Below are 12,945 nucleotides of genomic sequence, written 5' to 3'. Positions count from 1 at the left end.
GTTTTGAAGGGGCACGACTTTAGTCGTGCCGTAAAAGTACCGTAAATCAGCGCGGCTTTAGCCGCCGAGGGATTGTTTTTCAAATCAATTGCACTTTTTCAGCACCTTCATTAGCCCCTGAGGAAATTCAAACTGACTCATTACTAAATTCCGAATAACCTAAAAATCCACGTTGAAGCGCAGCTCAATCTGGCGCGGCGTATACGCCGGTGTAGTGCCTGAAGAAAGCTCCGTACCGGTTCCAAAACTCGTGCCCTGAATATTTCCGTTGTAGTATGTGTTGCCGCTACCGCCGTTGCCGAAGAGCGGATGGTTCCACGCATTGAGAAACTCGCCCTGGAACCTGACGCGTATGCTCTCGTTAATCGGGAACGCCTTGGTAAGCGACACATCGTCCTGGAACGTGTGCGGCTGATAGAGGTAGAGGGTACGACCGAAAGTGCCGGGCGTCGTGTTCGGAGTGATATATGTCGGATTCCCTCCGCCGCTCGGGCTTGCAAGATATTTCGGATCCATCAGGTCAACAAACGTTGCCGCGCTGCCTCCATTTTGTGCGGGAGTAATGTGGCGCACACCAACCGAATGCTGCAGTTGTGAAGACGTGACGCCGTTCAGCACGATGCCGCCGTCGCCGTAGTCATTGAAGGTGTTGTAGCCGCCGGTCAGCCGCCATGGAGCGCCGCTCTGGAAAGTAAGAATAGTTCCCACCGTCCAGTTGCCTAGCAGTTTGTCAACCAGATGGCCGGAGCTGAGAAATGGTTTTCCTGCTCCCAGTGGCAGATCATACGTCCCGCTCACATGAAGCACATTGTGCACATCGAAGAGCGATGGTCCATAGCTCTTCGCCAGGTCCCGCAGCGTGTAAGCGGCAAAAGCACTGGTCCAGTCGTTAAAGGTCGAGAGCCCCAGCGAATGGCTCCACGTATAGTTGGCATCGAACTGCAAGCCGTTCCACGAGTTCTGCCGGAAATCGATCTGCAGCGCGTTGTAATTGGAGTAGCCGGCCGCAGTCATATAGCCCGTCGACGACCCTGCGGCAAAGGGATTGGCCTGGAAGAAATTGATTGGATAGCCTGCTCCGCCGCCGGTATATCCGGCATTGGTGACGCAGGGAGCAAAGCTCGAACCTACCAGGTTGCAGAAGTACGGAGCAGTGCCGTTGATACCAGCAAGCACATTGGCCATCGCCCCTGCCTGCCCTGTCTGCAGATAGGTGATGAACTGGCTGTTGGCATAATCCTGCAAAGGCGCACCCGGGCCGCCCGAAGATTCGCCGGCAAAAGCCGCGTCAAAAATCGGCAGCGGCTTCTGCCCGACCTGGCCGTTGTTTGCAAACGACGCCCCGCCGTTAAGAGCGAGATTCGTCTGCGCATTCTTGAACTCGTTCAGGAATCCGTTTTCGAAAATATTCACTTCGTTCGGATTCAGATTGAGCCATTGGTGAATCGTGCGGTTGCCGTTGTATCGAATCTCGATAGCACGCGAACTCCCCAGTTGCCGCTGGATTCCGAAGTTCCACGCCTCGCTGTACGGCTGCTTGATTCCATGATCGATGCCGTTCGTCCCCACTGCGTTGTTGAAAGTAAAGTCAGCCAGCGGCTCGGATTTCTGATAGGTTGCAGGCGCCAGGCCATACGGAGGCAGGCTGTTTCCAAGCGAAAGGCTGCCGGGCGCAAACGTGCCGGGCTGCCCGGTATTGTTCGCATTGAGATAGAAGGTCTGATAGAAGAACGCGGCATAGTCTGAAGCAGCGTCCCAGAAGTATTGATACGGCTCAGTGAAACGGCGCAGATTAAAGCCGCCGCGGACAACAGTCTTGCCGTCGCCAAAGAGCTTGCCCAGCACGCTGTCATCGCCCAGCTTCGGGTTCCATGCAAACCCGATGGCCGGCTGTGGAGACACGTTCCACGGATTGTAGGCATGAGGCTGATCTGTGATCTGCGGGTCCATCTCGCCCTGCAGCGAGCCTGGATTGAAGAGGTTTCCGACGCCCGAAGGCCCGAAGATGCCGCTCGTAGAAACCGAGTGGTAGGCCCCGGTCATGTCGTGGTTGTCGCCGGTAAAGTCCCAGCGCAATCCGTAGTTCAAAGTGAAGGTCGGCGTTATATGCCAGGAGTCCTCGAAGAACACGCCCCAGGCTTTCGAAAGCTCATCGAGGTTGTAAGAGCCGATTCCGTTGAAGTAGGTGCCTGTCTTCGGATTGTAAGCAAAGGTGCCGTTCACAGGCCCGCTCGCCCCTGAGCCGCTGCCGCCGATTCTTCCCGTAAGCACAGCATAGAGTTGCTGCGCTTCACCCTGTAAATGCGTGCTGGCTCCGGGCAACGTCGTAGCGTTGAAGGCCTGCAGCGCAGGATCGCCTGTGGAGAGCCCGAGGTTGTAGGTCGGGAAACCCAGCGGTCCGTTCCAGTAGTGGTCCTGCTCGCGGTACCATGAGAAGCCGAAGTTCAGCGTATGCGACTGGTGCTGCCACGTCACAGCATCCGATATGTTGAAGACCGGGTAATAAGGCCCGATCGGTGTCTGATAGCACTGCCCGGACATGCCATTGTTGTTGCAGTTGTTGCTCGTGGAGCCATAGCCGTTAAAGTTCCACGCAATGGTAGGCTCCGTCGCATAGAGCGGCTTCGCATTGTAAGAGTACTTCGTTGCGTTGTAGAGAAACCCGGCCTTGAACTGGTTGATCAGCGACGGCGAAATAATCCAGTCCAGACCGTAAGACGTAACGTAGCTCCGGGTCCAGTTCCCTGTAGTCTGGTCGCTGAAATCACTGCCCGGAAAGTTCGGGGGATTGACGCTCGGTTGCGTCACCTGCGTCATGTTCCACGCCAGATACATACGCAGCTTTTGTGAGAAATCGTAATCCACTCTTACGGTCGGATAATAGTAGGTGGTGGGCGACGGCACATTCCAGCGCACGATGTTGAAGTTCGGGTCTGAACTCGAAGAAACACTGCCGCCTTGCAAAGAGTTATTGATGGTCTGGAACTGGCTTGCGATCGCCGAATTCAAGGTAGTCGGCAGATTAGGATTCGTCTGCTGCGCAAGCTGAAAGAGATTAACCGTGTGCGTCTGCCCGTCGCTTCCCGTGTACGTGAAATTTCCGGCCTGCGCATTCTGCGTAAACACGTTGTTGTGAGCTGTAATCGTGGCCGGCTGCTTGGTAAACGCAAAGCTGCCGAAGAAAAACAGCTTGTCATGCAGAATGGGGCCGCCGATATTCGCGCCGAAGCTGTTCTTGATGTATTTATCTCTGCGAACGCCCGCTGCATTATTCGTCCATGTATTGGCATTCAATCCGGAGTTCTGAAAGTCTCCGAACACGCCGCCGTGATAATGATTTGTGCCTCGCTTGGTTACAAAATTGATCTGCATGCTCGACTGGCCGAAACCCGTATTCAAAGCAAGCTGATCGGTCTGGATGGTCATCTCCTCGATATCTTCCAGACGCGCCGTGACCGCCGGTGCGGCATTGCCGCCGAACTTCATGCGCGAAGGGCTGCCCATCACTCCGTCGATATTGCTTCCCTGGTCGATCGAAGGCAGTCCGTTCCAGGTGCCGTTGTAGCCCGGAGTCAACTGCGACAGCGAAGAAAGATCACGGTCGGCAACCGGCAGGTCCTGTATCTGCTTCATGTCAACCACAGTGCCGATGGCATTGGACGAAGTCTCAATCACCGGCGTCGCGCTCTCCGATACCTGGACCGTCTGGCTCGTCTGCCCCACCTTCAATTCAGCCTTGATGCTGGTGACCTGCGAAGAATGCACCACCACCGATTCGAATTGCTGCTGCGCAAATCCGGGCTTTGTGATCGTGAGCCGGTATGTGCCGATGTTGAGATTGACGAAGGTATACGTTCCCCCTTCACGGGTCTCAGCCATGCGCGTGTCATTGGTTGACCTGTCGATCAGTTCCAGGGTTGCGCCCGGCACCACGCTGCCGCTCGGGTCCTGCACAGAGACGGCCACGCTTCCCTGCGATCCGCTTTGTCCACGTACTGGCAAGGTAAAAACACCCGCGCTCAGCAAACAACAGGCGAGCAAACAGGCAAGGTTGCATTTGAATATCCGCTGACGCATCTCTTTCCTCCAAATCTCGCCGCATCCGTCGTCCACGAGCTGAATAGCCGTACACGATGGGGAAAACGATTTCCCGTTTTACTTGTTCTCCTACTGGATCGCTGTTCCCGGATCGGCTCAAAGAATCGTACATAATTATGTATTTAGTTTTGTATTTTCATCAAGATTTTATTTTGCATCCATAATAAGGCAATCTTTTCAAAGACTTAGCGCCTATTTAGAAGAAAGAGGCGTTATTGCGGCTGGTCCGCAATCTGAAGCAGCCCCTGCAATTGATGCAGTGTTTCCTCTGCCTTTTTCTCGTAGCCCGCCCTGCGATACGCATGCGCGAGACTCGTATAAACAGCCTGGTTCTGCGGCTCAAGCCGGCGCCCAATCTCCAGATGCCCGATAGCGTCCTTGAACCGGTCTTCCATCAGATAAAGTTTTCCCAGCGCGATCTGCGCCGTGGAATAGTCCGGTTTCTGCGCTACAGAATCTTCAAGAAGCTGCCGGGCCTCAGAGAAATCGCGCTGCCCGGGAGTTGCGCCTCCATGCACAAGTATTCCCGCCAGCAACGTCTCCAGAACTGCATCATGATGCCCTTCGCGGATCCCGCTTCGAACTGCTTCCGTCGCCCGCTTGATATCGCTCTCGAAGAGCGCCTCCTGCGCCGACGCTAGATAAGCGATATTGCCATCGTGATCCAAAGCCGCAGCGCGCTCGAATTCCGGCTTTGCCTGCTCGAAACGGTCGAGCTGCGCCATGAACATCGCATGTTCATAATGCAATCGCGCTGAAGAAGGAAACGTTTGCAGCCCTAGCTCTGCGACTTGCAGTCCAAGTTCGTACTGCTTATTGTCTGTGCATGCATCCGCAGCAAAGATGTAGGGCCTCTCGCTCGCGGGTGAGAGCCTGCTCGCCTGTTTGAGAGCGGCCAGCGCCTGATCAGACTTGCGCACACCGATGTACGTTTGCGCCAGCAGCGTATTCACCTGGGCGCCGTTATAGTCCACATCGCGCAGCGCTTCCAGAAGCTCGATCGCCTGCGCATAACGGCGCAGGCCCAGGTAGCACAGTGCAAGATCAAAGCTCGCGGGATTCTTCAGCGCAGCACTGCTGCGCGCCGCAACAAGATAAGGCACTGCTTCCTCAAGCCTTCCCGCCCGGGTAAGAGAAGCACCCGTTTGAAATGCTTTTTGCGGATCAGCAGCAGCCGTCGCCTGCTGGATGGAAGCGTAGCTTATCGATGACTGCGGCAACATGGTTCCAGCCGCCAGAAGCAGGCAGGACGCATGCCTTTTGAATTCTTGCCTCATCGCTACTATTATGTGGGCTTCGATCTTAAATACCAGCAATAAATATGGCTGGTTCTGTCGTGTGAATCGCTTTTACGTGATCGACAGATTGCGCACGTAGACCGAATATCGTTCATCCATGATCTGGTTCATCGGCACAAGCGTGTGCGTCGGCCCTCTGCCCTTCGTCCTGAATTGCAGCGCATAACGCCGCGAGGCCTCGATACGCTCAAACCACACGCCATCCGGCGGCGGCGCAACCGTCTGCGCATCGCTTCCCCGGCGATGCACAGGCCGCAGGTCCACAGTCGGCAATGGATACCCATCATCCCCAAACGGCCCCGATCCTCCATAAATCATGTACGTCGTAAGCCCCTCAGTCCCCTGCAGCACAGCCAGCACCAGCGGACCATACATCGCTGCCTGCACCTGCTTATCGTCAGGAGCCGTATTGATGTGCAGTTGCAAAGGCAGATCGAGCGCAACGGTATCGCCGCTCTTCCAGTCATGGCTCAAGGTGATGTAGCTCGAAGGCGCAGCCGCAGCCTGCTGAGCCTCGCCATTGATAGATACCGCAACGCCCGACGTCGCCCAGTAAGGAACGCGGATCTTCAGCGCCGTCGCCTTCGAAGGCGCTTTATCGATCGTGAACGTGATGCGCTCCTCTTCAGGGAACTTGCTCGTCTGCCGCAGCGCAAATGAACGATCCTTCCAGTCCAGCTTCGAAGGAATAAACAGATTCACATACACCGCATCGTTGTCATGGAAATAGATCGAGTCGTTGAGTTTGGCATATTCCTCGCTGCCCGTTCCCGTGCAGCACCAGAAAGCGTCAAAAGGAGTGCCGAAGGTCTTGTACATGCCCGGCTGCAGCGGCACGTAATACATCAGCATGCCGTTGCGGTCCTGCGTCCCATAGCGAACGTTGTAAAGAAGCCGCTCATAATAGTCGAAATACTTCGGATCCGGATCCTGCCCATACAACAGCCTTGAAAGCTTCATCATGTTGTAGGAACAGCAGCACTCTTCCGCTGCAGGCCCAAGCTGCGTAGCAATCTGATCGGCCTCATGCCACATCTCGCCATTGCTGGTGCCGCCCGTGCAATACGCATGGTGCTCGGTCACAATGCGGTAGAAATTCTGGCTGATCGTCTGATAGCGCCCGTCTCCAGTCAGCTCATAACCGCGCGCCGCGCCGATCATCTTCGGAATATTCGTATTCGCATGGTTCCCTGCCAGTTTGTCTTCGTTATTCGCCAGCGGATCAAAAATTTTCTTATGCTCAAATCGGTAAGCCAGGTCGCGATACTTCGCATTGCCCGTAATGGCATAAAGATTGAACGAAACCTCGTTCATACCGCCATGCTCCACCAGCAGCACACGCTGCCAGTCATCGTCAGAAAATGAATGAGCATACGTCGAGGCCCAGTCCGCCATCTTCAACGCCATCTCCAGTGCCTGGCGATTCCCTGTGTGCTCATACATATCTACGAGCCCGGCCATAATCTTGTGGTACGTGTAGAAAGGCGCCCACACCTTCTGGTGCGCGCGCAGCCGGTCATAAAAAGAAGTCGGATACGCGCCGAGATATCCATCTTTCGCCTGGCATTCCGCCAGCATCCCGACAAGCTCATTCGCCTTCACCAGAATCGCCTTGTCGCCCGTTCCCGCATACAGCAGAGAGCAGCCCGAAAGATAATGTCCCACGTAGTGTCCGCGCAGCTCGCAGTCCGGAGCTTCCCATCCGCCCAGCGGATCAGCATCCGAAGGAATGCCCGCAGTCACGCGAAAATTATGCGCCAGCCTCTCATTAGGCAGTGAGTAGAGAAAGCTGCGGTTGAGCTCCATCGTGTCCTTCCAGAAGCCCGGCAGAAGCCTGACCTCGGTCATCGAAAACGGCACAACCTTCCACTGCGTTTTCGCCACAGCAGCATGAGTCAGGTCACGTATGGCAACATCTTCCGCAGCGCCGGCCGCTGCCTTCTGCTCCGGCTTGTCCTTGGCAAACGTTACAGGAGAAAACAAGGACGCGCCGCTCGCAGCAGCCGCGCTTCCCAGAAAACGTCTTCGCGAAACCAGATGACCCATGACCAAAGCTCCTTGATTGCCTCTCGACGCACTCAAGAAGAGATACGACGAGTCAGAGGAATTGGGTTTTCGGTAGAAGCATCGGCCTTGAGGCCGGTGAATAAGAACCAAAAACCCAGAGGCTTTAGCCTCGGCCCTCACCCAATTCGCCAGGTATCACTTTAAAAGTGCATTTTATAAATACAATTTAGTATACATTAATACAAAACCGATGAGACCATGCTTCCTGAAATTCGCGCTCTTCTTCCTTGCTTCAAACCTGGCATGGGCTCAGCAACCACATCCTCTGCCGCCAGGCCCCATGCTCAATGGAGGCCACATTACGCTGCAAACTCCCTCCCTGTCCATTGACCTGCTGCGCTACTCCGGAACAGCCGCAAAACTCACCCCGTCCGCAGACACCACCCTCGACTACACTCCCGGCGATCAGCTCACCCAGCGCTCCGCCGACACCTTCTATTATCTCGGCGACCTCGACCTCCGCATCCGAACAAGCAACTCAGACTGGCGCGACCTCTCCACCGCCTTCGAGCGCCACCCGGTTCAGCTCACCGCCGCTGACGCGACTCACTTCGAAACCGACCTCACACCCACCCTGCCCGCCAATCTGCCAATCAAAGTAGTGCGCACATGGCTCATTGACCGCGGCGATCTCGTCCTGCGCTTCACCATCCGCAATACTTCGCCCCATGCAGTCGATATCGGCGCCATCGGCATACCGATGGTCTTCAACAACATCCTCACCGGACGCACACTCGACCAGGCCTATCGCACCTGCTCTTTCTACGATCCATATATAGGCGAGGACGCAGGCTACATCCAGGTCGTCCGCCTGACCGGCAAAGGCCCCGTACTACTCGTGGTCCCCGACGGCCACACGCCCTTCGAAGCCTGGAAGCCGATCCTCGACCACCGTGACCGCACAACCGGCAAAGGACTCCCCGCCAACGATCCCACCCCGCGAAGCACCACCTTCGAAGGATCGTATGACTGGATGGTCCACTCCGCAGGCTATGCGCAGACCGACTGGAAAGGCGCAGAGGAATGGAACCCTTCGACAAAAGAAACTCTGCCGCCCAACAGCAGCACAACCTTCGGCCTGCGCTTCATCGTCGCGCCGGAGCTCCGCAAAATCGAATCAACCCTGGCCGAGCATCATCGCCCCGTAGCAGTCGGCATCCCCGGTTACATCCTCCCTCAGGATATGGAAGCGCGCCTCTTCCTCCGCTATGACTCCACCGTCCGCTCCATCGTCAGCGAGCCCGCCGGAGCCATCGAAATTCACGACGACGGGAAAACGCATTCCAGCCTGCACGCCTACACGCTGCGCGGCAAACAATGGGGACGCTCGCGTCTCGTCATCACCTACGCCGACGGCACAATACAGGCCATCGCTTACCGCACCATCAAACCGGAAACACAAGCCGTCGCCGACATGGGCCGCTTCCTCTTCCATGAACAGTGGTTCACCGACGCATCTGATCCCTTCCATCGCGCGCCGTCGATCATCAGCTATGACGACTCCACCGGAAAGCAGGTCGTTCAGGATCCGCGCGTCTGGATTGCCGGCCTCTCCGATGAAGCCGGAGCGGGATCCTGGCTCGCCGCCGCCATGAAGGAATACACCGAGCCTACTCGATCGGAAGTCGCGCAGCTTGAAAGCTTCATCGACGGCGTGCTCTGGGGACATCTGCAGGAAAGCTCCGGCGAACACAAATATGGCGTCCACAAAAGTCTCTTCTTCTATCAGCCGGACCTGCTCCCTAACTACCCATACAACCCTTCCTTCAACTGGAAGAGCTGGACAAGCTGGAATAAGAAAGGCGCCGACGATGTAGGCCGCACCTACAACTATCCTCACGTCGTCGCTGCCTATTGGTCGCTCTATCGCATAGCGCGCAACACCACCGGTCTCGCCACCACACACAAGTGGGACTGGTACCTGAACCAGGCCTATGAAACCACTCTCGCCATGAGCAGCCAGGCCCCGTATTACACGCAATTCGGCCTGATGGAAGGAACCATTTTCCTGCGCCTGCTCGACGACCTGCGCGCCGAAGGCTGGACAGAAAAAGCAACGCGCCTCGAAAGCGTTATGCGCTTGCGTGCCGATCATTGGAAGACCGAAGCCTATCCCTTCGGCAGCGAAATGCCATGGGACTCCACCGGGCAGGAAGAAGTCTACGGCTGGTCGCGTTTCTTCGGCTACAACGACAAAGCCGACGTAACCCTCAACGCCGTCCTCGCCTACACTCCCGTGCTACCTAGCTGGGGATACAACGGCAGCGCCCGCCGCTACTGGGATTTTCTCTATGGCGGCAAGTACACGCGCATCGAGCGCCAGCTGCATCACTACGGCTCAGGCCTCAACGCCATTCCCCTGCTCGATGAATATCGCGCCCATCCCGATGACCTCTATCTCCTCCGCGCCGGCTATGGAGGAGTGATGGGCCCGCTCACCAACATCGATCAGAAAGGCTTCGCCTCAGCCGCATTCCACTCCTTCCCCGATCGCATGGCCTTCGACCCATACACCGGAGACTACGGCCCCAACTTCTTCGGTCACGCGATGAATACGGCCACCTACCTCACACACGACGATGCCCTGGGCTGGCTATGCTTCGGCGGCAATGTCATACAAGACCACGGCCGCATTCACGTAACCGTGCTCGATTCACTCAGGCAGCGCGTCTTCCTCGCGCCGCTCTCTCTGTGGATCACCCTCGATGCAGGCCGCATCTCTTCACTCGACTACGACTCGAAGAAGAACACCATCGCGCTCCACCTGGCTCCCGCCAGTCCCAATAATCAAGCCGCGCGTCTGCGCCTGAGCATCACCACACCGAACACCCACGCATGGACGCTGTCAGAAAAAACCACCACAGATGCCGGAGCCTACACCATTCCCCTCAAAGCAACAGAGACCACCATCACACTCAGGCCACAATAAACTTTGGAGTTTGAGGTAGGCGAGGGGTTTCAGCCCTCGCCTGAAGATGAATGGGAATTCACGGGGCTTTAGGCAGTATCTGACGAATCAGGAAGCATAGTTTTCGGGTAGAAGCACCGGCCTTTAGGCCGGTGAATAATGGCTGAAACACAGGGGCTTCAGCCCCAGCCGGCACGCGGATGATTCATCAGATACTGCTTTAACCCCAGAGGGATGACTTTTCTTCCTATATACCCAGACGAAACCAACTTCAAAAATGCCCATCCGCATTCCAATCCGGAGTCGCCTCATTCAATAAATTGCGCACAAAGAAATCCATCAGCTTCTTTCTGCCGTAATCGCCGCCCGCCCCATGCTTTCCTCCGGGAACATAAAGCAGATCGAACATCTTGTTCGCCTTCTCCAACCGGTCCGCCACCTGGAACGTCGAAGATGGATCGACATTATCGTCCATCTCTCCCACCACCAGCATCAGCTTGCCCTGCAGCCGCCATGCATTGTCCACGTTCGACGACTCGGAATACTGCGGCCCGATTGGCCAGCTCATCCACTGCTCATTCCACCAGATCTTGTCCATCCGGTTATCGTGGCAGCCGCTGTTCGCAACCGCTGCTTTGTAAAACTCGGGATGGAACAGCAGCGCGCCCATCGCGCTCTGCCCGCCGGCAGACGTGCCGAAGATCCCGACGCGCGAAATGTCGTACCACGGATGATTCGCAGCATATGCCTTGTGCCACAGAATGCGGTCCGGAAATCCAGCGTCCTTCAGGTTCTTCCAGGCAACATCGTGGAACGCTTTGGAGCGGTTGTTCGTGCCCATCCCATCCATCTGCACCACCACAAAGCCAAGCTCCGTCAGCGGCTCCGCGCGCGTGCTGAAGGTCTTCGGCACAAACGACCCCTGCGGCCCCGCATAAATGTCCTCAATCACCGGATACTTCTTCGCCGGATCAAAATTCGCCGGCTTCCACACCACTCCCCAGATATCCGTCTTGCCGTCGCGACCCTTCGCGACGAATACCTCCGGCGCATGCCATCCCGCCGCTTGCAGCTTGTCAATCTTTCCGTGCTCGAGTTCCGTGACCTTCTGATTGTCATCCGTGCGATACAGTGTCAGCACTGGCGGAGTATCAATCGTGCTCACCAGGTCCACGTAAAACTTGCCGTCATCGGAATACTCCACCCGATGATTCCCCGGCCCCGGCGTCAGCGGAGTCAGTCCCGTGCCGTCAAAATTGATGCGGTACGCATGAACAAAATACGGGTCCTCACCCGCATTCATGCCGCTCGCCTCAAACCATATCTGCCGCTTCTGCTCATCCACGCGGTCCACCGCGCGCACCACCCAGTCACCCTTCGTGATCGCGTGCTTGAACTTGCCGGTCGCGCCATCCACTAAATAAAGGTGCTCCCACCCATCGCGCTCTGAAGCCCAGAGAATCTCCTTCCCATCCGCCAGGTCATGGCGATACTTCTTCCCCGTGTCCGCCTGGTCTTTCACCAGCGGCCTGTAGTCAACGAATGTCTTGCTCGGCTCATCGATCAAAGTGCGCGCCGCGCCCGACTTCGCATCCACATCGACCACCCTGTAGAGCTGATGCCCGCGCTGGTTGTATTCAAAGGTGAAGCCGCGGCTGTCCTTCCACCACGCCGCATTGCTCAGCTCATACGGATTGGGAAACAACGCATTGTCAATCGGCAGTTCACGCTTCCCCGCTACATCAAAAAGCACAGGCTGTTGCAGATCAAGCGTATCGCCCGGCTTCGTGTACACAATCGACGGATAAAGCGGCTGCAGCTGCGTCGCCGGCGACGACTCAACATAGTGCACCATCCGCCTGTATCCCGGCTTGATGCGATACGCCACCAGATACTTCGAATCAGGCGACCACGTAATCGAATCGAAGTCGTAGTAATTCCCTTCAGATCCGTCTGTGCTTAACGTGACCGTCTCCTTACGATCGGGCGTGCGCACCACAACGTTGTAATTCGCAATCACCGCCTCCCACTTCTTATCCGGAGACGCTTTCAACTTATCGAGACTGTTGCGCAAAGCAACCGGACCGCCGTCACCCTCCTCATCATCGTCCTCATCGCGGCGATGAACCGCTTCGCAATGATAGCTGTTCAGGTTGCACCGCCATCGTTTCTGCTCCGCCGTAAATTCAAGAGCTGTACGGTGATCCGTCATCTGCACCCGCATCAGCGGCAGGTCCAGCGGCTTCACATCCGTATGCGCAGCTTCATGCAGAGCCGCAGCCAGGCGCTGATGATCAAATGCAATCTGTTTGTTTCCATCCGAAGGATTCGCAAGAAAAAATTCATGGCCGCCGGGCACGGTCTTGCTGTAGAGAAGCATGTCCTCGCCCTTGATCCAGCTCGGGGCCGTCACCACGTCCTCGGTCAGATCGCGATACTTCGCCGTTAATCCCAGCGCGCGTTCGTAATCCGCCTTCGTCAGTTGCCCCCGAACCACGCCCGAACAACACACGAGCACACCCATCGCACCGCATAGCATCCTGCTGCCTGTACGCATCACGCTTATTTCATCTC

5 protein-coding genes are annotated in these 12,945 nt (G+C 56.4%); 1 reads left to right on the top strand and 4 read right to left on the bottom strand.

Annotated elements, in window-relative coordinates; all coding sequences use genetic code 11:
• Positions 1-159: 159 nt before the first annotated feature.
• From AC5S16_RS01185 to AC5S16_RS01175, 3 genes are all read right to left on the bottom strand, one after another.
• Positions 160-3,966 carry a TonB-dependent receptor gene (locus AC5S16_RS01185; protein WP_493928169.1) on the bottom strand — a complete coding sequence of 1,269 codons (3,807 nt, stop codon included), beginning with the start codon at positions 3,964-3,966 and terminating at the stop codon, positions 160-162.
• 344 nt (positions 3,967-4,310) lie between these two features.
• Positions 4,311-5,321: a tetratricopeptide repeat protein gene (locus tag AC5S16_RS01180; protein ID WP_493928168.1), complete on the bottom strand. Its 1,011-nt coding sequence runs from the start codon at positions 5,319-5,321 to the stop codon at positions 4,311-4,313.
• Positions 5,322-5,447: 126 nt separating this feature from the next.
• Entirely contained in the window at positions 5,448-7,442 is a 1,995-nt protein-coding gene (locus tag AC5S16_RS01175; protein ID WP_493928167.1) for a glycoside hydrolase family 127 protein, read from the bottom strand.
• Positions 7,443-7,653: 211 nt separating this feature from the next.
• On the opposite strand from AC5S16_RS01175, the gene AC5S16_RS01170 reads away from it, so the two are divergent.
• Positions 7,654-10,392 carry a DUF5695 domain-containing protein gene (locus AC5S16_RS01170; protein WP_493928166.1) on the top strand — a complete coding sequence of 913 codons (2,739 nt, stop codon included), beginning with the start codon at positions 7,654-7,656 and terminating at the stop codon, positions 10,390-10,392.
• Between the two features lie 250 nt (positions 10,393-10,642).
• Here the strand turns inward: AC5S16_RS01170 and AC5S16_RS01165 are convergent, their stop codons facing one another.
• Positions 10,643-12,928, bottom strand: coding sequence for a S9 family peptidase (locus tag AC5S16_RS01165; protein ID WP_493928638.1), 2,286 nt, complete (start codon positions 12,926-12,928; stop codon positions 10,643-10,645).
• Positions 12,929-12,945: the final 17 nt, after the last annotated feature.

The sequence above is a fragment of the Acidobacterium sp. FHG110202_01 genome, assembly GCF_059115305.1.
Note: the sequence above shows the minus strand (reverse complement) of the source record. Positions and strands in the feature narration are given on the sequence as shown.